Source organism: Flavobacterium sp. KACC 22761 (assembly GCF_034058155.1).
Lineage (GTDB): Bacteria > Bacteroidota > Bacteroidia > Flavobacteriales > Flavobacteriaceae > Flavobacterium.
In genome coordinates, this window is record NZ_CP139148.1 from 2345586 (window position 1) to 2370343 (window position 24758).

27 protein-coding genes and 1 pseudogene are annotated in these 24758 nt (G+C 33.0%); 26 read left to right on the top strand and 2 right to left on the bottom strand.

Translation table 11 applies throughout. The features are described from left to right. The first annotated feature begins 75 nt into the window (after window positions 1–75). The 12 genes from gcvH to SCB73_RS10185 all read left to right on the top strand — a co-directional run bounded on the left by gcvH (window position 76) and on the right by SCB73_RS10185 (window position 9130). The gene (gene gcvH / locus SCB73_RS10130; protein WP_320569902.1) at window positions 76–456 is read left to right on the top strand and encodes a glycine cleavage system protein GcvH; all 381 of its coding nucleotides are present in this window, start codon (window positions 76–78) and stop codon (window positions 454–456) included. Beyond that, window positions 449–841 carry a VanZ family protein gene (locus SCB73_RS10135; RefSeq protein ID WP_320569903.1) on the top strand — a complete coding sequence of 131 codons (393 nt, stop codon included), beginning with the start codon at window positions 449–451 and terminating at the stop codon, window positions 839–841. Before gcvH ends, SCB73_RS10135 begins: the two co-directional genes overlap by 8 nt. Before the next feature lie 107 nt (window positions 842–948). Next, window positions 949–1692, top strand: a complete 744-nt coding sequence (gene deoC / locus SCB73_RS10140) for a deoxyribose-phosphate aldolase (protein ID WP_320569904.1) — start codon at window positions 949–951, stop codon at window positions 1690–1692. After that, a complete protein-coding gene (locus SCB73_RS10145; protein WP_320569905.1) occupies window positions 1693–3837 on the top strand; it encodes an energy transducer TonB in 2145 nt (714 codons plus the stop codon). Between the two features lie 157 nt (window positions 3838–3994). After that, window positions 3995–4897 carry a heme o synthase gene (gene cyoE, locus SCB73_RS10150; protein WP_320569906.1) on the top strand — a complete coding sequence of 301 codons (903 nt, stop codon included), beginning with the start codon at window positions 3995–3997 and terminating at the stop codon, window positions 4895–4897. A gap of 2 nt (window positions 4898–4899) precedes the next feature. Then, window positions 4900–5487: a cytochrome c oxidase subunit 3 gene (locus SCB73_RS10155; protein ID WP_320569907.1), complete on the top strand. Its 588-nt coding sequence runs from the start codon at window positions 4900–4902 to the stop codon at window positions 5485–5487. Window positions 5488–5529: 42 nt separating this feature from the next. Continuing rightward, window positions 5530–6525, top strand: coding sequence for a cytochrome c oxidase subunit 3 (locus tag SCB73_RS10160; RefSeq protein WP_320569908.1), 996 nt, complete (start codon window positions 5530–5532; stop codon window positions 6523–6525). 19 nt (window positions 6526–6544) lie between these two features. Further along, entirely contained in the window at window positions 6545–6901 is a 357-nt protein-coding gene (locus tag SCB73_RS10165; protein ID WP_320569909.1) for a cytochrome C oxidase subunit IV family protein, read from the top strand. Between the two features lie 79 nt (window positions 6902–6980). Further along, a complete protein-coding gene (locus SCB73_RS10170; protein WP_320569910.1) occupies window positions 6981–7622 on the top strand; it encodes a hypothetical protein in 642 nt (213 codons plus the stop codon). 11 nt (window positions 7623–7633) lie between these two features. Then, on the top strand, window positions 7634–8323 hold the full coding sequence (locus tag SCB73_RS10175; RefSeq protein ID WP_320569911.1) for an SCO family protein: 690 nt from the start codon (window positions 7634–7636) through the stop codon (window positions 8321–8323). A gap of 2 nt (window positions 8324–8325) precedes the next feature. Then, window positions 8326–8868, top strand: a complete 543-nt coding sequence (locus SCB73_RS10180; protein WP_320569912.1) for a DUF420 domain-containing protein — start codon at window positions 8326–8328, stop codon at window positions 8866–8868. Between the two features lie 46 nt (window positions 8869–8914). Continuing rightward, window positions 8915–9130 carry a hypothetical protein gene (locus SCB73_RS10185; RefSeq protein ID WP_413927825.1) on the top strand — a complete coding sequence of 72 codons (216 nt, stop codon included), beginning with the start codon at window positions 8915–8917 and terminating at the stop codon, window positions 9128–9130. A 91-nt stretch (window positions 9131–9221) separates the two neighbouring features. On the opposite strand, the pseudogene SCB73_RS10190 reads toward SCB73_RS10185, so the two are convergent. Next, a pseudogene (locus SCB73_RS10190) lies at window positions 9222–10396 on the bottom strand (IS3 family transposase). A 122-nt stretch (window positions 10397–10518) separates the two neighbouring features. On the opposite strand from SCB73_RS10190, the gene SCB73_RS10195 reads away from it, so the two are divergent. The 6 genes from SCB73_RS10195 (at window position 10519) to SCB73_RS10220 (ending at window position 14944) form a co-directional block, all read left to right on the top strand. Then, window positions 10519–11982, top strand: coding sequence for a hypothetical protein (locus SCB73_RS10195; protein ID WP_320569915.1), 1464 nt, complete (start codon window positions 10519–10521; stop codon window positions 11980–11982). Continuing rightward, the gene (locus tag SCB73_RS10200; protein WP_320569916.1) at window positions 11963–12418 is read left to right on the top strand and encodes a hypothetical protein; all 456 of its coding nucleotides are present in this window, start codon (window positions 11963–11965) and stop codon (window positions 12416–12418) included. The genes SCB73_RS10195 and SCB73_RS10200 overlap by 20 nt, the downstream gene beginning before the upstream one ends. 89 nt (window positions 12419–12507) lie before the next feature. Next, window positions 12508–12954: a hypothetical protein gene (locus tag SCB73_RS10205; RefSeq protein WP_320569917.1), complete on the top strand. Its 447-nt coding sequence runs from the start codon at window positions 12508–12510 to the stop codon at window positions 12952–12954. A gap of 81 nt (window positions 12955–13035) precedes the next feature. Continuing rightward, window positions 13036–13479 carry a hypothetical protein gene (locus SCB73_RS10210; protein WP_320569918.1) on the top strand — a complete coding sequence of 148 codons (444 nt, stop codon included), beginning with the start codon at window positions 13036–13038 and terminating at the stop codon, window positions 13477–13479. Between the two features lie 267 nt (window positions 13480–13746). After that, window positions 13747–14220 (top strand): hypothetical protein, encoded by a 474-nt coding sequence (locus SCB73_RS10215; RefSeq protein WP_320569919.1) that lies wholly within the window; start codon window positions 13747–13749, stop codon window positions 14218–14220. A 190-nt stretch (window positions 14221–14410) separates the two neighbouring features. Next, window positions 14411–14944 (top strand): hypothetical protein, encoded by a 534-nt coding sequence (locus tag SCB73_RS10220; protein WP_320569920.1) that lies wholly within the window; start codon window positions 14411–14413, stop codon window positions 14942–14944. 126 nt (window positions 14945–15070) lie between these two features. Here the strand turns inward: SCB73_RS10220 and SCB73_RS10225 are convergent, their stop codons facing one another. Continuing rightward, window positions 15071–16477 carry a DUF4403 family protein gene (locus SCB73_RS10225; RefSeq protein WP_320569921.1) on the bottom strand — a complete coding sequence of 469 codons (1407 nt, stop codon included), beginning with the start codon at window positions 16475–16477 and terminating at the stop codon, window positions 15071–15073. A 177-nt stretch (window positions 16478–16654) separates the two neighbouring features. Here SCB73_RS10225 and SCB73_RS10230 point away from each other — a divergent pair, with 177 nt between their 5' ends. The 8 genes from SCB73_RS10230 (at window position 16655) to tsaB (ending at window position 24751) form a co-directional block, all read left to right on the top strand. Continuing rightward, window positions 16655–17356, top strand: coding sequence for an ABC transporter ATP-binding protein (locus SCB73_RS10230; protein ID WP_320569922.1), 702 nt, complete (start codon window positions 16655–16657; stop codon window positions 17354–17356). After that, window positions 17349–18593: an ABC transporter permease gene (locus SCB73_RS10235; RefSeq protein ID WP_320569923.1), complete on the top strand. Its 1245-nt coding sequence runs from the start codon at window positions 17349–17351 to the stop codon at window positions 18591–18593. The genes SCB73_RS10230 and SCB73_RS10235 overlap by 8 nt, the downstream gene beginning before the upstream one ends. 2 nt (window positions 18594–18595) lie before the next feature. Further along, window positions 18596–19861 carry an ABC transporter permease gene (locus SCB73_RS10240; RefSeq protein ID WP_320569924.1) on the top strand — a complete coding sequence of 422 codons (1266 nt, stop codon included), beginning with the start codon at window positions 18596–18598 and terminating at the stop codon, window positions 19859–19861. Between the two features lie 39 nt (window positions 19862–19900). After that, complete coding sequence (locus tag SCB73_RS10245) at window positions 19901–21022, top strand: efflux RND transporter periplasmic adaptor subunit (RefSeq protein WP_320569925.1); 1122 nt, start codon at window positions 19901–19903, stop codon at window positions 21020–21022. A 79-nt stretch (window positions 21023–21101) separates the two neighbouring features. Further along, entirely contained in the window at window positions 21102–22484 is a 1383-nt protein-coding gene (locus SCB73_RS10250) for a TolC family protein (protein WP_320569926.1), read from the top strand. A gap of 6 nt (window positions 22485–22490) precedes the next feature. Then, on the top strand, window positions 22491–23783 hold the full coding sequence (locus SCB73_RS10255) for an efflux RND transporter periplasmic adaptor subunit (protein WP_320569927.1): 1293 nt from the start codon (window positions 22491–22493) through the stop codon (window positions 23781–23783). A gap of 6 nt (window positions 23784–23789) precedes the next feature. Beyond that, window positions 23790–24056, top strand: a complete 267-nt coding sequence (locus tag SCB73_RS10260; protein WP_320569928.1) for a hypothetical protein — start codon at window positions 23790–23792, stop codon at window positions 24054–24056. Between the two features lie 23 nt (window positions 24057–24079). Beyond that, entirely contained in the window at window positions 24080–24751 is a 672-nt protein-coding gene (tsaB, locus tag SCB73_RS10265) for a tRNA (adenosine(37)-N6)-threonylcarbamoyltransferase complex dimerization subunit type 1 TsaB (protein ID WP_320569929.1), read from the top strand. The last annotated feature ends 7 nt before the right edge of the window (window positions 24752–24758 follow it).

The window sequence follows — 24758 nt, forward strand, 5'->3', positions numbered from 1 at the left end:
CTGAAGTAAATTTTATTAGAAGATTATTACATTTGTGACTTAATTATTAAATTATCAATTTTCAAACATACTATTATGAGCATACCAGCAAATTTAAAGTACACAAAAGATCACGAATGGGTTAGCATCGATGGAGATGTTGCGACTGTAGGAATTACTCATTTTGCACAAAAAGAGTTAGGAGATATCGTGTATGTTGAGGTAGAAACTTTAGATCAGACATTAAATAAAGATGAGGTTTTTGGAACTGTTGAAGCTGTAAAAACGGTTTCAGATTTATTTTTACCATTAACAGGTGAAATCATCGCATTCAATGACGATTTAGAAAGTGCTCCAGAAACTGTAAATTCTGATCCTTATGGAGCAGGATGGATGATCAAAATTAAAATTGCTGATGCATCAGAAATAGATTCATTGTTGTCTGACGCAGCTTACAAACAATTGATCGGTGCCTAAACAACTTCTTTTAATTTGGGCAATTATTTGTTCAGGTATCATTACTTATTTTTGTTTGACAAATTCAAGTAATATCCCAGCGTTAGATTTCCCGAGTATAGACAAGATCGTTCATTTTTGTTTTCATTTTGGATTTACGATTTCTTGGATTTTGTTTTTCAAAAAAGAGCTTAAAGGACAACATGCAAACGATTATAAAGCCTATCTGATTTCGTTTATATTTTCAGTTTTCTTCGGAATTACAATTGAAATTATGCAAGGAGTTTTAACAACTACAAGAACTCCAGATGTTACAGATGTTTTAGCAAATACAATTGGCGCAACTGCCGGTGTGTTTTCTGCTATAGGTTTAAGGAAGCAGATCGATAAAATAATAGGAATATAATTACCCACTTCGGTGGGTTTTTTATTATCCTAAAATGAAGCCAATAATAATGCTGTTTTTTGAATTTAAAATGTATTTTTGTGCCGATCTGATGTAACAGAAAAATCATGAACATTAAGCAATACCTTGATTCAACGTATCTTAAAACTGCTTCGCAAGCTGGGCTTTCAGAAGCAGAAAATAATGCCGTTGTTGTAAAAGCAATTGAAGAGGCAATTGAGGAAGGGTTTAAATTGATAATGATTCGGCCAGAACAGGTCAGCTTGGCTAAAAAAATGATTTTAGAGGCTCATTCGACTTTGCTTGTTGGAACTGTAATTGATTTTCCAGAAGGGAAGTCAGATTTGGAAACCAAAATTAAAGAAGCAAATGAAGCTATTGAAAACGGAGCAGATGATTTGGATTTTGTCTGCAATTATGAAGCTTTCAAAAATGGCGATGTAGCTTTAGTCAAAAATGAAATTTTATTGGGCACACAAATTGGCTTAGCGCATAATAAAACGGTAAAATGGATTATTGAAACCGCTGCCTTGACCGATAAAGAAATTATCCAGCTGTCGGCTTTGATAAAAAATGTCGTGATATCTAATTTTAAAGAAGAGAATTACGCATCAGTATTTGTGAAATCATCGACTGGTTTTTATAAAACAGAAAATGGTTTGCCAAATGGGGCTACGGTTCCAATAATTATTATAATGTTAGAAAATGCATCGCCATTGCCAGTTAAGGCGGCGGGTGGTGTGAGATCATACGAAGATGCAATAGAAATGATTCGTTTAGGAGTTAAACGTATCGGAACTTCGGCGGCAAAGACAATTGCTAATGGAGAGAATACCCCAAATCAATATTAAATGAAAACCAAAACCTACTTAACAAGCAAAACCGCCCTGACTTTTGCTTTAATGATAACTTCCTTATTTGTTTTTGCACAAGAAAATAATGCTACTTCGGTTAAATCTGGATTTACAAGTGAACAGTTTCCTGTTTTTCAGAATTGCGAAAATTTAATGGATAAAAAATTAGAAGATTGCTTTTATAAAGAAGTTCACGATTTTGTTTTTCAGAATTTTGAAGTGCCCGAAAATTTAAAACAAGAAAATTACAAAGGAGAGGTGAAAGTGCTTTTTGAAGTTGATGCAACAGGAGCTTTTAAAGTGATTTATGTAAATTCTGCAAATGAAGATTTGTCTGAAGCAGCAAAACGTGTTTTTGCAAAGTTTCCAACCATTAAGCCATCAACTTACAATGGAAAGCCTACCTATTCAAAATATACCATCACGATTAACATTCCTTTAAAAAGTTCAGAACAATTAGCAGCAGAAGCTTTGGCGGCATCACAAATTTTGAAGCCGGCTGAAAAGCCTATGACAGAATTGGATAGTATTGTGTACAAAAAATACAATAATCCAGAGTTTGATAGTTATTTGAATATTCCTTTTTCACATAGTTATTATGCGCAATTTGATGGTGCTATGAATCAAGTGGGAAGCAATAGCCATACGGCTTCAAAACCATATACTTATAGTGAAGTTTCAAAGTATTATAATTTGAGAGCTGTAAATGAGTCGCTTCAAAAGAAGGCTACCACTTGGTTGGGAAGAAAATGGTGGAATGAAAATTTAGTGCAAATTCAAGGAGAAGATTATTGGTTGGCTTTAAATCCTATTGTTGATTTGCAGTTGGGAAAAGCTTCAGATCTTGATGCGTCTTATACTTATGTGAATACGCGTGCTCTAAATTTTAGAGGAGGTCTTGGCAAAAAATTAAACTTTACAACGACAATTTTTGAAAGTCAAGGTCGTTTTGCAGGATATTTTAACGATTATGCTGAATCATTAAAGCCATCTGGAGGAAATCCGGCGATTATTCCAGGAGTTGGTATTGCAAAACGTTTTAAAACAGATGCGTATGATTTTCCTTTGGCAGAAGCTGATATTACTTATGCGCCATATAAGTTTTTTGATCTTCAGTTAGGTTATGGAAGGAATTTTATTGGAGATGGATATCGTTCATTGCTTGAAGGCGATGGTGCAAGCCCGTATCCGTACTTTAAAATTAACACGACTTTCTGGAAAATTAAATATACAAATACGTATATGTGGTTGAAAGATGTTCGCCCAGAAGTTACAGTTGATAAAACATACGCAACAAAATTTATGGCAAACCACTATTTGAGCTGGAATGTTTCGAATAGATTGAATTTAGGTTTCTTTGAATCGGTGGTTTGGACAGATACTAATAATAGAGGATTTGATGTCAATTTTGTAAATCCAATTATTTTTTACAGAACGGTTGAGTTCACTTCTTCTTCAAGAAGCGGAAATGCAATGCTTGGAATTACTGGAAAATACAAATGGAGCAACAGCATAAATTTATATTCGCAATTTTTGATCGATGAATTTTCAGTTTCTGATGTAAAAGCTGGAGATAAAAGCTGGAAAAACAAATTTGGTTTTCAAATTGGAGGGAAATATTTCAACGCATTTGATGTAAAAGATCTTTTGTTGCAGGTAGAATACAATCATGTACGTCCTTATGTGTACTCGCATAGTGCGGTAATTACAAATTACGGGCACAATAATCAAAGTATTGGACATCAATGGGGCGGAAATTTCAATGAGCTTGTAGTAATTGGAAGATATCATAAAGGCCGTCTTTTTGGTGATGCTAAATTTAATATTGGAAAACGCGGACTTGATTTTAATACAGCAAAAGATAGTTACAATTATGGAGGCGATATTTACAAAAGCTATGATGTAAAACGTCCTTACGATAAAGGAGTGAAAGTGGGGCAAGGAAATAAAACAGATGTTTTCATTGCAGATATTCAAGGAGGGTATTTGATAAACCCAATGACGAATCTAAAATTGTTTGGAAGCTTTATTTATAGAAACTTCGATCCAACTCAAGATACACCAACAACTTTTAAACAAAGTACGACTTGGTTTACTATCGGATTGCGTTCAGATATTTTCAATTGGTATTTCGATTACTAGGATTTTTATAGGATTTTTCGAAATAATTGTGTTAAAGATTTGCAAGTCCTTATTTTGTAAAGGTTTTATTGAAAAAAATCTAAATTTATTGGTTTAGATTCTACAATCTAATTTGTACATTTGCAGCACTCAAAAAAAATATACAAACAATAAAGGTTTGAACGCTACAAAAAATACAATTTCACTAAAATCAATATTTCTGGATTTCAAAGAGATTACTAAAGCTGGTTTGGCTATTAGTGTTTTGTTTTCTTCAATTGCTGGATATTTATTAGGTGTAAATGACGAGCATCCTTTTCAATGGAGTGTTTTGCTTGTTTTGTCAATTGGCGGTTACTGCATGGTTGGGGCTTCAAATGCTTTCAATCAAGTAATTGAAAAAGATATCGATGCTTTAATGGATCGAACCAAAAACCGCCCAGTTCCTTCTGGACGCATGTCTCCTAAAATGGCTTTGTTTGTGGCAAGTCTGCTGACGATTATCGGAATCAGTTTGCTTTATACCATCAATGCCAAGTCAGCAATGTTTGCTGCTATTTCCATATTTTTATATACCAGTATTTATACACCATTAAAAACAGTTACTTCGTTATCTGTATTTGTTGGCGCTTTTCCTGGTGCTATACCATTTATGTTGGGATGGGTTGCGGCTACTGGTGAGTTTGGAATTGAAGCAGGGACTTTGTTTTTGATTCAGTTTTTCTGGCAATTTCCTCATTTTTGGGCAATTGGTTGGTTTTTGTATGAAGATTATGAAAAAGCAGGAATCTTTATGCTGCCAACAGGAAAGAAAGATAAAGGAACTGCGTTACAAGTTATTTTATATACCATTTGGTTAATAATTGCCTCATTGCTTCCGGTTTTGGGTTATACAGGGCAATTGTTTATTTCTCCAATTGCTGCAGTTTTAGTGTTTTTGTTGGGATTATGGATGTTGTTTTATGCCGTAAAATTGTATCAGTTGAGAACGGCGAAATCGGCAAGAACGTTGATGCTGGTGAGTGTTTCATACATTTCATTATTGCAGATTGTATTTATAGTAGATAAATTTTTAAGATAGTTATGGAAATGACAATTAAAGCAAATGAGGAACAATTAAGAAAGTCAAAATCGGCAAAACTGATTTTGTTATTCGCCATGGTAAGTATGACCATGATGTTTGCGGGACTTACAAGTGCATTTGTGGTAAGTAAATCTAGAGCCGACTGGTTGAAGGATTTTGAACTGCCATCAGCATTTTATTATAGTACAGCAGTAATTATCGGCTGCAGTATTACTTTTTATTTAGCAAAAAAAGCAATTCAGAAAGATAAAAGAAGCGAAGTTACCGCTTTGCTCTTAGGAACTTTAGCTTTAGGAGTTTTGTTTGTAGTGTTGCAATTTCAAGGATTTGGACAAATCGTTGAAAAAGGATATTATTTTACAGGACAAGGTAGCTCAATTACTACAACTTTTCTTTATGTAGTGACTGTAACGCACCTATTGCACTTGGCTGGCGGATTAATTTCACTTTTAATTATAATTTATAATCATTTTAAACAAAAATACAATTCGACTCAAACTCTTGGTATAGAACTAGGTGCGATGTATTGGCACTTTTTGGATTTATTATGGGTATATTTATTTTTATTTTTATATTTCTTTAAATAAGAAAAAAACGTAAATTTGGGAACTTTTTAACGAATATCTTTTATGGAAGCGACAGTTACTACTGCAAATAACAACGAAAAAACTTGGGGAGGCGGAGATGATATCCAACCATTAGGAGCAAGTTATGGTAAAATGATGATGTGGTTTTTCATCGTATCAGATGCCTTAACATTCTCTGGATTCCTTGCTGCTTATGGTTTTTCTAGATTTAAATTTATTGAAACTTGGCCTTTGGCTGACGAAGTGTTTACACACTTCCCATTTATGCATGGCGTTTCGGCTCCTATGTATTATGTAGCCTTAATGACTTTTATCTTGATTTTCTCATCTGTAACAATGGTTTTGGCTGTTGATGCAGGTCATCAATTAAAAAAGACAAAAGTTGCTATTTTTATGTTCTTGACTATTATTGGAGGTTTAATTTTCGTTGGTTCTCAAGCTTGGGAGTGGAAAAACTTCATTAAAGGAGAATATGGTGCAGTAGAAACAGCAGGTGGAAGTTTATTGCAGTTTGTTGATAAAGACGGTAAAAGAGTTGCTCTTGAAGCATTTGCTGTAAAATTACCAGAACAAAGAGAAGCTTTGACAAGAAGTCATGGAACTTGGTTTGTTGAAGATGCTGAAACACAACCAACCTATACAGTTGCTGAAGTTCAAGCTGGTTTTAAAGCGCATCCTGAATTATTGATCAGAACAGAACAGATTATTGAAAATAACGGAAAAAAGAGTAAAAAGGTTCTGACTAGAGCAGAAGCTGAAACTCGTTTAGCAACTGCAAAATATGTAGTAGAAGGAGCAAACTTAACTAGAAACGAATACGGAAGCAAATTATTTGCTGATTTCTTCTTCTTCATCACTGGATTCCACGGATTCCACGTATTTTCTGGAGTTATCATTAATATCATTATCTTCTTTAATGTATTATTAGGAACTTACGAGAAAAGAAGAAGCTACGAAATGGTAGAGAAAGTTGGATTATACTGGCACTTTGTAGATTTAGTTTGGGTATTCGTATTTACAGTTTTCTACTTAGTTTAATTTTTTAAGATTTATTATTATGGCACACGGTCACGAATACGTATCAAATACAAAAAGAATCTGGTTTGTTTTTGCATTACTATCAGTAGTAACTACAGTAGAGGTTATTCTTGGTATCTACAAACCTGCAGTTTTAGAAGGTAATCATTTTGTAGGTTTGAATTTATTGAACTGGATTTTCTATATCCTTACAATTTTCAAAGCATATTATATTGTATGGGCATTTATGCACATGGAAGGTGAAAAAAGCAGTCTTAGATGGTCTGTTGTATCACCAGTTGTTTTCCTAGTTTTATATTTATTGTTTATTCTTTTGACAGAAGGACATTATATTTATGGGGTTTTTAAAGATTCTACTATTAAATGGAATTTTTAACATGATATTAATTCGAAAAGAAGCTCCGATTTGCGGAGCTTTTTTTATTTTTGTACCTCAATAATTTCCCGCATAAACAATGAAAAAAAATATAGTTCTCTTTGTACTTTTTGTTTTGCCAATTGTAGCCTATTTATTTTTTGCTTCTGGTGTAAATAGTTTCACAACACTTCCTGTAATAACACCAAAAGTTGCCGATTTTGGAAATTGGAATTCATTAAACGGAAAAAAAATCTCTCTTAATAAAAAGATTACGGTACTTGGTTTTGGAGGTACAAATATTTTAGAGAACCGAGGGAATTACTTCAATCTAAATGAAAAAATCTACAAACGTTATAACGGTTTTGAAGATCTTCAGTTTGTGATTTTGTGTCCGCTTGGAACAGAGAAAGAAGCTCAAAAAATAGTCGATGCTTTGTCTCCTTTTACAGATGTCAAAAATTGGAATTTTGTTTTTGCTTCGAAAGAAGAAGTTCAAAAGTTTTATGACGGACTTCATTTAAAGGGAAAATTAAATGAGAATCTTGGAAGTCCAAATGTTTACATTGTTGATAAAGAAAGGAATCTTAGAGGTAGAAAAAACAAAGATGAATATAAGGAAGGCTATGATACTTTTCATCCATCAGAGTTGAGTAATGAAATGCTGGATGATTTCAAAATTATTTTATACGAATACCGAGCAGCTCTTAAAAAGAATCACAACGCTACTAAACAACTTTAATTTTTATCGACATGTTTAAAAATAAATCATACATCGGAATTTCGTTTATTGTTTTGATTTTTGGAATTTATGCAGTACCAAAAATTGTTGACAGGATAAAAAACGGAGAAGTTGTAAAAGGAAACCGCTTGGATAACGTTGGTTTGAAAGATTCAAAAGATGCAGCAAAACTGTTGACTATTGGACCCGCTCCTAAATTTGAATTGACAAATCAAGATGGTGCAAAAGTTTCAAATGAAACGTATAAAGGAAAAGTTTATGTTTTAGAATTCTTCTTCACAACTTGTCCTTCAATTTGTCCAAAGATGAATGTAAGCATGCTAGAAATTGAAAAAACTTTCTTTGGAAATCCAAACTTCGGAATTGTTTCAATTACTATAGATCCTAATCATGATACGCCAAAAGTTTTGAAAGATTACGCAAAATTGCTTGGTGCAAAATCTTCAAATTGGAATTTCCTTACGGGTGATAAAGCAACAATTATGGATTTGTCTAACAAAGGATTTAACTTGTATGCCGGTGAAAATGACAAAGTGAGTGGAGGTTTTGAGCATTCTGGTTTATTTGCCCTGATTGACAAAGATGGTAAAATTCGATGCAGAAAAGATGAATTTGGAAATCCAATTTTGTATTATGATGGATTAGATAAAAAAGGAGTTAGAGAAATTCAAGAAGATATTAAAGTATTATTAGCAGAATAAAAATGGAAGATAATTCAATAGAAAAAAAATACAATAAATTTATTATTGCCGTTTCAATTGTAATACCAGTTGTGGTAGCAATTTTATTTGGCGTAAAACTAAAAGATTTTGGTTACAATGTTGAACCGTTATCCATGTTGCCTCCGGTTTATGCGACAATAAATGGTATAACAGCTGTTGTACTTGTTGCTGCTGTAATGGCCATTAAAAATGGAAAACGTGTATTGCATGAGCGCTTAATGACTTTTGCGATTGCCTTGTCAGTTGCTTTTTTGGTGATGTATGTTGCATATCATATGACGGCAGATTCTACTAAATATGGTGGAGAAGGCGTTTTGCGTTATGTGTATTTCTTTATTTTAATAACGCATATTTTATTGTCCATAGCAATTATTCCGCTTGTTTTATTCACTTATGTTAGAGCATTGGCGCAACGTTTTGACAGGCATAAAAAATTAGCTAAAATAACTTTTCCACTTTGGTTGTATGTTGCGGTTACAGGTGTGGTAGTTTACTTAATGATTTCTCCTTATTATGCGCATTAAAAATAAAATATCAAATTTTCAAACTTCAAATTCCAAATTGCAAAAAGTGATTTTTGGAATTTGTATTTTCTTGATTGGAATTTCAGCGAATGCTCAATGTGCAATGTGTCGTGCAGCATTGGCGGGAGATTCAAATACAAAAAAAGCTGAAGCTGTAAACGACGGAATTGTATATTTAATGGTCATTCCATATTTACTTGTAGGGATAATTGGTGTTCTGATTTACAGAATGTACCAATCTAAAAAGAAAAAAGCAGTCTAAATTTTAGACTGCTTTTTTTATCTTAATTTTGTCTTGTCCTGAAATAGCGATACACAAAAAGTGGATATGCAAACAAAAACTGGAGAAAAAGTTAAGCTACATTTTTATAATTAGTTAGTTTGTTAAATTCTTCAATTGTTTTATAGTTCAAAGCCGAATGTCTTCTTTTTTTGTTATACCAAATTTCGATGTATTCAAAAATTTCAAGTTCCATCTGTTCTCTAGAAATTAATTTACTTCCATAAACCAATTCCGTTTTTAAAGATTTGAAAAAACTTTCAGCAACCGCGTTATCCCAGCAGTCTCCTTTACGGCTCATACTTCTTGTGATATTTTTATAAGAATCCAATACATTAGTAAATTTTTTATTGGCATATTGGATTCCTCGGTCAGAATGGAATATTAATTCACTTGCAATTGTTCTGTTCTTTACAGCCATTTTCCAAGCCGTCATTGTAGTTTGTTTAGTGCTTAGTCCATTGCTTAAACTCCAGCCGACTATCTTTCTGTCAAATAAATCTAAAATGATGGTCAGATATAAAAAACCATCCTTTGTCTGTATATAGGTGATGTCTGAAACCCAAGCCTTTGCTGGTTCTGTTGCTGTAAATTCCCTTTTTAGAATATTTGGAACAACAAAATGATTGTGTTTTGAATTGGTTGTTACTTTGAATTTTTTACTCAATTTGCTGTACAGTCCTAACTGCTTCATGTATTTAGCCACAGTTATTCTGGATATCTGATATCCTTGGCTTTGCAGTTCAAGGGTAATTCTAGGGCTTCCATACCGCTGTTTAGCATTAAAATATATTGAAGCAATTTCTTCTTTTATCAGGGCAGTCTTCCTCTGTCTTTCTGATAGAATCTGCCGCTTCCAATTATAGTAGCTGCTTGGGCTTACTTTTAAAACTTTGCACATCTTTTCAATCGAATATATTTTTTCATGGTCTTTTATGAAAAGATAAATCATCGACCTCCCTTGGAAAAGATGCTTATAGCCTTTTTTAGAATATCACGTTCTAATTCTGCTTCTTTTAATTTTTTTTCAAGCTCATGGATTTTTTCCTGTTCAGGGCTAAGTTTTAATTTTTCTTTCCCAGGAAAACTTCCTGTTCCAAATTCTTGGTAATCCTGACGCCATTTGTAAAGTAAAGGTGCTGTTATTCCAAGTTCCTTGGCTAATTGTGAGATATTATCTCTTTCATAACTTAATTGGACTGCTTTCTCTTTAAAATTGCGGTCATAAGTTTTACGATTATCTTTCATGCTCTAAAGTTAAGATTTAGTTCTTAACTAGAACTCCATGCTAAGTTAGCACATCCATTTATATCGTACAAGTCAAGGAAAACGAAACAATACATACCAAAACCATAATAAAACAATAGGCTATGAGAAAAATTTTTAATCGAGACAATATTTTTTTGTTATTATTAATGCTGTTAGTTTTTGGTAGTAAAGCAAACGCGCAGAATAATGAAAACGGCGACGGTGGTTTTAACTGGGACGGCATGAATGATTTAGATAATGTTAATGTTGGGCCATCTGGCGGGGGAGGAAATACTCCTGCATGGGATTATGCTTCTAATTACTGGGATCAAAATCCTAACGATTATATTGGAAGTAATAACGACTATTATAACGAGCAATATAGTACAGGGCCCAGTAATCCTGGATATCCTTCAGGTGGAGGATCTGGTGGTGCTGGGGGTGTTAACAGACAAACCGTATCAGATGTTGCATTGACAAAAAGTGTAAAGCCTGGAGAAACTCATACACAAGATGTCAAGATGTTGAGGGATCCTAATAAGAGCACTAATAAAAAAGTAATAGATCTCGTTATTAATGGAGAAAAAGTCGGCACGGTTACTTTCTTTGCACCTTTGAGGGATGCTAATGGAGTAGATATATATTCTAAAATGACTGTCGAAGTTTTTTCCAATTGTCCTATAGCTATAGCGAGTCTGACACCTATCAATCCAGAAACATCAAGTTATAATGGTGATCAACACAGTACGAATGGTAATCTTGAGAATGCTTTGGCAGAACTAAAAATTTATGATAATTTTATGCAAATGAGCTTTAATGTGCCAATTAATGAAGAGGAAGATCTAGTAATTACAACAAGTGGGGTGCCATTAGATACACCTCAAGCTTATGAAAACGCACTCAACGAAGCGGGCAAAGGCGATTTTAAAATTATAAATGGCGTTGTTAAAATTAAGGCAGACAATGGAACTTATGTTTTAACCTCAGATACAAATGTCTCATCACCAACTGTTTTAAGTAGAGTCAAAAATTTAGCCGCAATTTTAACCAAGAGCCTTGGAGGAGACCAAAAAGAAGTTTATATTAATACCGAAAAAGGAGAAAAAAAATCAGAAGATAATCAAGCATGGACACGTAAAATATTAGGAGCGACATTTCAAACTATTTATTTAAATATTAATGGCGGATTTAATGCAGAACTGAATAATCTTAATAACTTTAAAAGTATTATAAAGCATGAACTGTTTCATGTGGAAGATAATAGAGACGAAAATTTTAGGAGTGATTTATCTACACACGCAGATGTATATGTTAGAGCTGCAAATAATTATACGTATAATACGACTACCGATGATTTTAAAATGCACAATGCGGCAGCATTTGCGAAGTATTTATTAAATATGGCTAAAGACTCAGAATTTTCATTAAATGATATCTTGACGAAAATTACTGCATTTAATAAAAACAATGGTGGGGTAAAAATTTTGACTCCATCAGGAGCTTTTTCAAAAGCAACAATAACTTTACGAGTACAATATAAAAATGTAATATCTGAACCTATAGAATATGGAAAAATCGATGAATAATTTCAAAATTGGAATAGTGCTTTTAGTCTCGTTTTGCATTTCATGCAGTAAAAAAAGTGAGATTGAATCGACTTTTAGGACTAGTGAAAATGAATACTGGAAATATAAAAATTATTGCTTAGGTACAAAAGGAATTTACTTCCAATTTAAAGAAGATGGCTCTTATGATAAATATTTATTGTACATAGATGAAGGATTTAGCAGATTTAATACAGACATGGGGGGGGGGATTGATAGAAGAGTGTGGTCAATAAAAGATGATTCGACATTTGTTTTTGATAATGCAGAATATCATATAGAAAAAATAAGCAAGGAGGAAGTTTTGCTCTCTTATTACCACTACAAAATTAAGGATAAAAAGTGTTTTATCAGTCTAAAAAAATTAGTTGATGGTCCAAGGGGACCTAAGTCTTTAGATTCTGTGAAAGTAAAATGATAAAATAATATGATTGACCTAACAGGTTTTTAAAACCTGTTAGGTTTTCATTAATACCTAATTGCCTTTTTCAGCACATAAAAAAATCAATGAATAAATTCAGAATTGCAATAATGCTTTTAGTTACACTTTGCATTTCATGCAGTAAAAAAAGCGAAATTGAATCAATTTTTACAACTAGTAAAGATGAGTATTGGCATTATCGAGATTACTGCTTGAATACAAAAGGCAATTACTATAAATATAATAAAAATGGTATTCGCGACAAGTATTCACTATATATCAACAAAGGATTTGTCTTGGCTAATATAGATGGAGATTACGAAGAAATAAATATTCCATGGTCAATAAAAAATGATTCAACATTTGTTGTCAACAATGGAGAATATCATATAGAAAAAATAAGCAATGAAGAAATTTTGCTTTCCTATTATCATTATAAAATTAAGGATAAAAAATGTTTTGTTAAACTAACAAAATGGGTCGATGGTCCGGAAGGTCCTAAGCCGTTAGATTCTGCGAAAGTACAACGATAAATACTAATATACTTGATTAATCCTAACAGGTTTTCAAAACCTGTTAGGGTTTCGTTATTTTTCAGCACATAAAAAAAATCGATGAACAAATTTAAAATTGTAGTACTAATTTTAGTCCAACTATGCGTTTCATGCAGCAAAAAGAATGAAATAGAATCTATGTTTGTGACAAGTAAAAACGAATATTGGAAATATCAAGATTACTGTTGGAATAATAAAGGTGTTTATTTTAAATGTAATAAAAATGGCAGTAGTGACAAGTATCGTTTCAATACTGATGAGGGGTTTTTATTGTTTAATACAGATGGGGATCTTGAAATTATAGGCTCTTCTTGGTCCATAAAAAATGATTCAACATTTGTTTTTGATAATGAGGAATATAAAATTGAAAAAATAAGCAACAAAGAAATTTTGCTTTCCTATTATCACTATAAAATTAAGGATAAAAAGTGTTTTGTTAAACTAACAAAATGGGTTGATGGTCCGAAAGGCCCTAAGCCTTTAGATTCTGCGAAAGTAAAATGATAAATAATTTAATGCAGTATTTGTGTTTTCAAATACTGCATATTTTAGAGTATGAATAAATTTAAAAGGCAGTATTGCTTTTGATGTTGTTTTGTATTTCATGCAGTAAAAAAAGTAGTATAGAATCTATATTACTAGCAAACACAAATGAATATTGAGCATATCAAACTATTGCTTAAAAAGCAAAAATATTTATTTTCATTATAATGAAGTTAGTAGTAATTCCCTACAACAACAAAAGAATTCAATAACTAATACGATAAAGCTATGAAAATTTTTTACCTATCTGTTTTAATGATGTTTATTGTTAGTTGTGATTCAAATAGAATACCAAAAGATTTTGCTGTGAAAATTGATTACTTTGGAGAGCATTACAATTCTAAAACGGGTGTTTATACGAGAAAATATAATTTTAAACAAAAAAGCGTAAAAATATTATTATCAGAAAAACAAAAGTCAAAGCTCTATAGTTTTTATAACGAAATTGACTTTCTTTCTTTTCCCACTGAATTTGAATGTGATACATTGAAAGGTGGAGGAATCATACCGAGTTTTTGGTTTACTATTGAAATCACCGCAAATGGAATAATTAAATCATCAGGTACAAGTAGTAGATGTGATTATAAGATTGAAATGGAAAAAGAAAAAAAATTAATAATCTTTTTCGACGAAATAAGAAATATGATTGAAGAAGATAAAGCATATAAATCCTTGCCAGAATCAGACAGAATGAGTCTATAAAAAAACTAGCGCTAACTATCATTATAAAATTAAAGATGAAAAGTGTTTTGTACGCCTTATAAAATGGGTTGATGGTCCAGAAGGTACTATGCCTTTAGATTCTGCGAAAGTGAAATGATAAAATAATATGATTAACCTAACAGGTTTCAAAAACCTGTTAGGTTTTCATTAATGTCTTATGCATAATAATATGGATGGTATTTTAAAAAAAATGATCTTTTTCTTTTTCTTTTTAACAGTTTTAAGTTGTAAGAATGAGGATAAACCAAATGTAAAAGAGATCGATTTGATTTCTGAAGGAAGAAGTTTAATTAGGGAGTATAGTAGTATACTAATTGATTCAGTGGAACAATTTGATGTAAGACCGGAGAATGAAAAAAATGACTTGCCAAAAATAACAATTGGTTTAATTGATTCTATACCAAAGAGAAAAGAAAAATTAAATCAAGGCAGAACAGACGGACATACGTTTGTTTCATTTAAGTTAGAAAAGGAGGATTTAATTAAGTTCAAGTCTCCATACAAACTGTATCTGATTAAGGAAAAAAGCAGCAATGTTAATGTAGTGTTTGTGATTATTTCGGAGTTAAATATAAACGGAAATAATGCATACGTTGTAGTGAAAAAAGTCCGAGGAATAGGTATGGTTGAAGATACTTATTATTTTAAAAAAGAAAATGGAACATGGGTTTTTGAAAAAAAGAGATTATCAAAGATGGGATAATATTAAATGTTCTAAATTAATCGTTAATGGTGCTATTGAAATCACAGAACTTTCTATTATGCAAAAAGACCATCAGTAGTGATGGTCTTTTTGTTATATAATTTAGGAGGAAGGATTAAAGATTAACTATTTCAATCCATTAACAGAAACATTTACGGTTCCGTTTATTTTTATAAAAGCGATAATTGCTTGATTTGTCAATTGAATTTTATCAAATACAATATCCTCCATTTTTCCATTTACAAAAACACCGGGCATTGGTGAATAATTCCTTAAATAAGAAGCCATGCTTTTTTTGCCTTCCTCTAAGTTTGGTTGTATCGAGTAACGACAACTTGCTTCCATTTTTCTTAAAATATAACCTTGTCCTAGCCAGCTTGCAGTACGCATTAATTTGCTTTTGGTATCCAAAACATAATCTAATTTGTCGAAATAGATTTCTTTTGTCTGCGGATTATATTGCGGAAATCCGTTAAGATACAATGTTCCGTTTATTGAGCCTAAAACATCCAATGCGATAACCATTTTTCCATCTTTATGCCAAATGGAAACATTTTTCACCGTTACTTTTTTGCTTCCGGATCCAAATTCGTGATCTGCAAAATTTTTCGTCATGATTTTGGAAGCATCTGCGTAAGTGGAGATTGCTGCAATATTGGCGCTAACCTGATTTGGGATTTTAGCAACAGGTTTCAAAACAATTTTATTCGCATTGAATTTAGATTCTGGTTGTTTGCCAACAATGGTTTCCATGTTGCATTTCATTCCCATGTCTAATAAAAAGGAATCATTTTTGAGTTTTGCATTTGTTGAATACACTTCGATAGGTGCAATTCTCAACCAGCTTTCATAGGTGTCACTCATTTGAAATGGAGTGCATATTTTTTCTAATGCAGTTAAAACATTCGGCTTAAAATCCATTGATTTTTCTATTGACTCGTCGATTTTCTTTTCAATTTTTGATTTGAAAATAGAAATTGCTGGATTTATCAAATAGGTAATTGGCATACTTTTTCCAAAAACCATCATAGTTGGGCTTTCGTTCCAATCCAATGATTTGAATTCGGTTTTAGTGTTTAATTTCCAATTGGTCAAAGCAACATCGCTAGATAAAGTGATTACTCCATTCAAATTAAATTCACGAGTATCATAAAGTTCGACTCCCAGTTTTTTTGTTCCAATTCGATATTTTACAGTTGCTTTTAAAGGCAAAATAGTTTTGATTTTTTTATCTGGATTTGAAGGGTCGTTCTGGATTTTTATTGGAGCCTGTTTCCATACTTTCATTTCAATATCGTCATCTTCGATATTGTTGTCTTCATAAATCAATCCGTTTAAAAGAGCATTCGTCTGATTTTCGATATCAGCCAATTTTACGTTTATCGGCAAATTTATAAACGACGGATTTGCATCATAAACCAATGGACTCGCATCGTCAGGTTCCGGTTTTAAAGTTTCTAATTTTTGAGATGTTGAACAGCCAGCAAGGATTGCAGCAGCTGTAAATAAAGCGAAAATTGAAGTAAGCTTCATTGGTACAATTTTTTTGAGTGACACAAAATTAAGAAAACTATTAAATAATTGTAAAAAAGTGTAACAATTGCGAAAGAGAGCCGTCTTATTTAAATATAAAAATGAAATTATTAACGTTTTGTTATCATAATTTACTTATAAAAAATATTATTATTGTTTTAAAAAATTAACAATACCATGATTGAAATCAAAGATTTGCATAAATCCTATAAAATGGGAAGTTCAGAACTGCATGTGTTAAAAGGCATAAATTTTAATATTGAAGAAGGCGAGCTTGTAGCTATCATGGGATCTTCGGGATCTGGTAAATCGACGCTTCTTAATATATTAGGAATTTTAGATGAAGCCGATTCTGGAAGTTATGTTTTAGATAAAACTCCAATTAAAAAACTGAACGAAACCATTGCGTCTAAATACCGCAACAAATTTTTAGGATTTGTTTTTCAGTCTTTTAATTTGATCAATTATAAAAGCGCGCTTGATAATGTGGCAATGCCATTGTATTATCAAGGAATAAAAAGAAAAGAACGTTACGAAATTGCAATGAAATATTTGCAGAAAGTTGGGTTGGGTTCACATTCACACCATTTGCCAAGCGAGCTTTCTGGTGGACAAAAACAACGCGTTGCTATTGCAAGAGCGTTAGCCTCAAATCCAAAAGTATTATTGGCCGATGAGCCAACTGGAGCTTTGGATACTAAAACTTCTTATGAAGTAATGGAGCTTATTCAAGGAATTAACGATGAAGGAAAAACCATTTTGATCGTTACGCACGAACCTGATATTGCCGCAATGTGCAAAAGAAATGTGGTCCTGAAAGACGGACTAATTATCGATGATAAAAAAGTAGAACAAGTTAGAGCTTCATCATATGTTTAATATTGAGCGTTGGCAAGAAATATTTGAAGCAATCTCCAAAAACCGATTAAGAACTTTTCTTACTGGGGTTTCTGTAGCGTCGGGAATTTTTATTTTGGTGATTTTGCTAGGAGCGGGAAAAGGGCTTCAAAATGGAATTGAAAAACAGTTTGAGCGCGATGCCGCCGGACTTATCGAGGTTTGGTCTGGAACGACTACAAAAGAATACAAAGGATTAAATCCGGGAAGGCAAATTCAGCTTAGAAACAGTGATTATAACCAATCGGTTCAAAAATTTGAGGATAAACTAGATTTGCGTTCTGCGTCATATAATTTTTGGGGTGGTACGATTTCTTATGGTAAAGAATCTGCGAGTTATCAATTTAGAGGAGTAGATCCTGATCATGGCTCAGTAGAAAACCTTACAGTTGTTCAAGGCCGATTTTTAAATAGTAACGATTTGGCTAACAATGAAAAAGTAGCTGTGATTGGGATGAAAGTAAAAACAGATTTGTTTAAAGATAAAGACGCTTTAGGTAAGGAAATCGCAATCAATAATGTCAATTTTAAAGTAGTGGGTGTTTTTACAGATCCTGGAGGAGAGAGAGAGGAATCCAGAGCGTATTTGCCTAGAACTACGGTGCAAAGAGCTTTTGGTGGAGGGGATAAAATTAGTTATATGTCTTTTAACTTGAAGAAAACACAGGATTATGATGAAGCTTTGGCAGAATCAGAAAAATTTACTCAAGATGTAAAGACGCTGCTTAAAAGCAAAAATATGGTCGCGCCAGATGATGATAGCGGAATTGGTGCGTATAATTCAGTAAAAGATGCCAAGCAATTTTATGATTTGAACTTATATATACGATTATTCTTTTGGTGGGTTGGGATTTGTACCATCATTGCAGGGGTTGTTGGTGTAAGTAATATCATGCTGATTATAGTGAAAGAAAGAACAAAAGAAATTGGAATTAGAAAAGCCTTGGGAGCATCTCCATTTTCTATTATTACCATGATACTTCATGAGTCAATTTTTATTACCACAATTGCTGGCTTTACCGGATTACTGGCTAGTTTAATGTTGCTGGAATTTGTTGGGCCAATGGTACAGAGTGAATACTTCAGAAATCCTGAAGTCGATTTCAGTGTCGCATTGACGACACTTGTATTACTTGTATTCGCGGGCGCAATGGCTGGTTTTTTTCCGGCATATAGAGCAGCCAAAATTAAACCTATTGTAGCACTTAGAGACGAATAATTATGTTTAAAAAAGATAATTGGGACGAAATTTTACAGGCATTGACTGCGAATCCTTTCAGGACGATCTTGACGGCTTTTGGGGTTTTTTGGGGAATCTTCATTTTGGTGATTCTGCTAGCGGCAGGAAACGGACTGGAAAATGGAATTAAAAAAGGTTTTGACGGAATTGCGACAAATACCATGTTTATGTGGAGTCAAACGACATCAAAAGCATACAAAGGTTTGCCAAAAACACGCCGTTATGATTTTAGAAATAGCGATGTTGCGGCGCTAAAAGCAGCTTTGCCAGATTTGTTATATGTTTCGCCAAGAAATCAGTTGGGAGATTTTAACGGGACAAATAATGTGGTGCGCGGAACAAAAACTTCTGCATTTACCATTTATGGAGATTATCCGGAACTGATTAAGCAACAGCCAATGGATATCATTAAAGGGCGATTTGTAAACCAACAGGATATTCTAGAAAAAAGAAAGGTTTGCGTAATTGGTCAAGGTGTTATCAGCGAACTTTATGGAAAAGAAGAAGAGTGCATTGGAACCTATATTAAAATTAACAGCATAAATTTTATGGTTGTTGGAGTTTATAAATCTAAACAACAAGGTGGAAATGCGGAACAGGAACAAAAAAATATTTTTATTCCGTTTACAACATTTCAACAAGCATTTAATTATGGTGATAAAGTGGGCTGGATGGCGTTGACGGCAAAAGATGAAACGTCGATAACGTCTTTAAAGCCAAAAATTCTAGAAATAATTAAATCATTGCATTCCATAAATCCGGCAGATGACCGTGCAGTAGGAAATTTTGATTTATATGAGCAGTTTAATAAAGTACAAAGTTTGTTTAATATCTTGAAAATCATTGCTTATTTTGTAGGAACATTAGTTTTGATTTCAGGAGTTATCGGGATTTCAAATATTATGCTCATTGTAGTTAAAGAACGTACAAAAGAAATAGGAATACGAAGAGCTTTAGGAGCAACTCCGGCAGCAATTCGTGGGCAAATTTTATCAGAATCTATCTTTTTAACTATTATTTCAGGAATGTTAGGAATTGCTGTTGCGACAGGAATTATTGCCCTCCTAAACTTAGCCTTAGATTCCATGCCCCCCGGTGGCGACACCATGTTTGCTAATCCAAGTGTAGATTTAGGAGTTGTATTTGTAGCGCTATTAATATTAGTGGGTTCAGGTTTGCTGGCAGGATTTATTCCGGCCCAAACCGCAATTAATGTAAAGCCTGTTGACGCTTTACGAACGGAATAAATTATCAATCAAAATATAATCGATTAAACCAAAAACAAAATGAAAAAAGGAGTAACCGTAACCATTTTAATCTTTATTGCAATAATTTTCTTTGGTGCACTGTATTATTTGTATGCTAAAAATCAAGAGTCGCCAATTGTTTTTCAAACAGAAAAGGCAGAGATTAAAACGATCGTAAAAAATACCATCGCAACTGGTAATATTCAGCCTGATGAAGAGGTCTTAATCAAACCAAATATCTCAGGAATTATTGAAGAAGTATATATCAAAGCTGGAGAGAAAATCAAAGCGGGAGATATGATTGCTAAAATTCGAGTTGTTGCCAATGTTTCAAACGTAAGCAGTACGCAAAATCAAGTGCAGACTGCAAAAATTGCATTGGACAATCAAGAAAAAATTTATCAAAGACAAAAAACATTGTTTGATAAAGATGTAATTTCTGCAAACGATTTTGATGCGGCGCAAGTGGCTTATAAACAAGCAAAACAAAATTACTTGGCAGCAAAACAAAGTTTAGATATTGTAAAAACAGGAACAACAACATCTTTAGGAAGTTATGCAAATACTTTAATTCGTTCAACAGTAAACGGAATGGTACTGCAGGTGCCTGTAAAAGTTGGAAACCAAGTAATTGAAAGTAATAATTTTAACGAAGGAACAACAATTGCTAGTGTGGCCGATGTTGGAAGAATGATTTTCATTGGAAAAATTGACGAATCTGAAGTTGGTAAAATCAAAGAAAAAATGCCGATTGAGATTACAGTTGGAGCCATTGAAAACAAAAAATTCGAGGCGACTTTAACAGATATCGCACCAAAAGGAGTTACAGAAAATGGAGCTATTCAGTTTGAAATAAAAGCTAAATTAGAAAATAAAGGAGATACTTTTATCAGAGCTGGCTTAAGTGCAAATGCATCGATTATTTTGGAAAAAGCAGACAAAGTTTTAGCTATCAAAGAGTCGCTTGTGCAGTTTGACAAAAAGACTCAAAAACCTTATGTAGAAGTTGAAACGGCACCACAAAAATTTCAAAGAAGAGATTTAGTTTTAGGTGTTAGTGACGGAATTTATGTTCAAGTTAAAAGCGGCGTTGCAGCTTCTGATAAAATCAAAATCTGGAATCAAGGCTTGATTAACGAAGGAGATAAGGATAAAAAATAATTCGATTATTTAAGGGAGTTTTTGGGTTTTTAAAATGTTAAATTTGCATGGCTTGTTTGCTGTGCTTCATTCAAAATATATGAAAATAAATAAAATAAATAGTCTTTTTTTTGCCATGCTTTTCGGATTTGGTTTATCAGGCCAAGCACAGACAAAACAATGGACATTAGAGGAATGTGTACGATATGCATTGGATAATAATATCACGATTAAAAATTCGGAGTTAGACGTTCAAAATGCTGAAATAAATAAAAAAGATGCTTTCGGTAGATATCTTCCGTCGGTAAACGGAAACGCATCGCATTCATGGAACATTGGTTTGAACCAGGATGTGACTACAGGGGTTTTGCGTAATCAAACAACGCAGTACTCATCTGTAGGTTTAAATGCTGGAGTTGATATTTACAAAGGTTTGCAAAACCAAAATACATATAGACGAACAAAACTTGCTATTATTGCATCTCAATATCAATTATTGAAAATGCAGGAAGATGTTTCGTTGAACGTTGCAAATGCTTTTCTTCAGATTTTGGGCTATAAAGAAGATTTAAAAATCAAAACAGAACAGCTTTCTATTGATGAAAAACGTCTAAAACGTTCAGAAGAAATGGTGAGTGCGGGGACAATTCCGCGTGGTGATTTATTTGATCTGAAAGCAACTATTGCAACGGATAAGCAGAATATAGCAGTTTCAGAAAACAATTTATTGATTTCAAAATTGAGTTTAGCACAACTTTTACAGCTTAAAGAATTTGCTGATTTTGATGTTGTAGATGATACAAATGCAAAAGATGAAAACAATATCATGGCACAAAGTCCAGTTGATATTTACAATAAAGCAAAGGAAACAAGAACCGAATTAAAACTGGCACAAACCAATCTTGAAATTGCCGAAAAAAATGTAGCTATTGCAAAAGGAGCCTTTCAGCCAACGCTTAGTGGTTTTTATGGCTTTAATACAAGAGCAAGTTACAGTGATCAGGTAAAGTTTGATTCTAATAACCAGCCTTATACTGTAGGTCCAGACCCACTATTCCAGCAGTTTAGTGACAATAAAGGACATAATTTTGGTTTGCAATTGAATGTTCCAATTTTCAATGGATTCTCTGTTAGAAATAATGTTGAACGAAATAAAGTAAGTTTAGAGAAATCTAAAATAGATTTAGAGCAAAAAAGTTTAGATTTGCAACGTAACGTATATACAGCTTTTACAAATGCAAAAGGCGCGTTGAATACATACGAAGCCGCAACAGTAACTTTAGAAGCAAGGCAACAAGCTTACAATTATGCTAAAGAAAAGTATGATGTAGGATTGATGAACTCATTTGATTTTACTCAAGCGCAGACATTGTTGACAAATGCACAATCTGAAGTTATTAGAACGAAATACGATTATATATTTAAAATAAAAATTCTTGAATTCTATTTTGGAATTCCAATTGTTCCAATTCCTGCAAAATAATTTACTATGTCAAAAAAAACAATTTATTTCTTAGTCGGGGGCGCAATTATAGTTATTGCTGCTTTAATAGGTCTGTCAAAAGCAGGAATTATTGGAAATAAGGATGAAGGCAAAGAAGTAGAAATATCAAAAGTTGTGGCTTCGACAATTGTTGAAACCGTTTCGGCAACTGGAAAAATTCAGCCTGAAATCGAAGTTAAAATAGCTTCAATGGTTTCAGGCGAAATTATTGCACTAAACGTAAAAGAAGGCCAAGTAGTTAAAAAAGGAGATTTATTGGTAAAAATAAATCCCGATTTGTATACTTCAGGTTTAGAGCGTTCGGTGGCCAATTTGGCTGGTACAAAAGCAGGTTTGACACAGTCAGACGCCAACTTTAGAGAAGCAAAAGCAAATTACGAGCGAAATAAAACCTTGTATGACAAAGGCGTAATTTCAAAATCAGATTGGGATAAAGCGATTTCGACTTATGAAGTCGCAAAAGCAACAAAACAAAGTTCGTATTACAATGTTCAAAGTGCTACGGCATCTGTTACAGAGGCTAGAGATAACTTAGGACGTACAACAATTTATTCTCCTGCAGATGGTACGATTTCGGTATTAAATGTTGAATTAGGAGAGCGTGTTTTAGGAACGCAACAAATGGCAGGAACAGAGCTTTTGCGCGTTGCAAATTTGAACAATATGGAAGTTGAAGTAGATGTCAACGAAAATGATATTGTAAAAATCAAGATCGGAGATGAAGCAAATGTTGAAGTGGATGCTTATTTGAAAAAGAAATTCCGTGGTATTGTAACCAGTATTTCTAACTCTGCGAGTACAGCTTTGACTTCAGATCAGGTTACTAATTTTAAGGTTAAGGTTCGTATTCTGAAAGATTCTTATAAAGATTTATTAGAAGGAAAACCAGAAGCTTATTCGCCTTTCAGACCAGGAATGACGGCCACAGTAGATATCATTACAACTACAAAAACAAATGTTTTGGCGGTGCCAATCAGTTCTGTTGTAGTTAAGGCAGATACAACTGCGGTAAAAGAATTTAAAGTTGACGATCCAAACGAAGATAAAAAAGTAGCGCCAAAAGTGGATAAAAAATACGAATGTGTTTTTGTGAAAGTAGGCGATAAAGCTAAAATCAGAATCATTAAAACTGGAATCCAAGATGATACTAATATTGAAGTAATGTCTGGATTAAAACCTGGTGATGTCGTGATTACGGGTCCATATACAACAGTTTCGAAAGACCTGAATTCTGGCGATAAAGTAAAGCTTAAAAAAGCAGAAGCACCTAAGAAATAATTTGCTATGATCATTGCATTGCATGGCGGATTTTCGATGGAAATGATTTATGGATTTGGCGCCACATTAATAACGATTGCTGTATTTCTGATTTATATCCATTATCGCATATATAAATCAGAATATTATAATGAAGAATACGTTTATTTTTCATCATGGAAAAAGCTGTTCTTGTATATCGGTTTTTTGATGGTCAGTTTATTCATTGCAGTTGGGCTGTTCTGGATATTCTCATTCCTTTTTATCGGGATAGCGGTCGCAATTCAAAAATAATTTTAATTTAAAAAATAAATATTTTGTCTTTTATTCTCAATATCGAAACAGCAACTAAAAATTGTTCAGTATCAATTGCAAAAAATGGAGAAACCATTATATGCAGAGAAATCGCTGAAGAAGGGTATTCACATGCCGAAAAACTTCATGTTTTTATTGAAGAAATAATTGCCGAATCAAATATCTCGGTTCAGGATTTAGTGGCAATCGCCGTAAGTCAAGGACCGGGTTCTTATACCGGTTTGCGAATTGGAGTTTCTGCAGCAAAAGGATTGTGTTATGCTTTAAACATTCCGTTGATCGCTGTTGATACGCTAGAAACTTTGGCTTCAAGAGTGTCTATTTCAGAAGGAAAAATAATTCCGATGTTGGATGCGCGAAGAATGGAAGTTTACAACGAAGTTTTTAGTGCCGATTTAAAAACAGAAAGAGCCATTCAAGCTGAAGTTATTACCGAAAATTCTTTTGCTGAATTTAAAGAAGTATTATATTTTGTTGGCGATTGCGCCGATAAATGCAAACCCGTTTTGACAAAAGAAAATTTTGTCTTTTTAGAAGAAATAAAATATCCTTCTGCGCGTGAAATGAGTAAAATCAGTTTTGATAAATATCAAAAAAGCGACACTGTAGATGTCGCTTATTTTGAACCTTATTATTTAAAAGATTTTATGATGACGTTGCCATCAAAAAAATAACAAATCT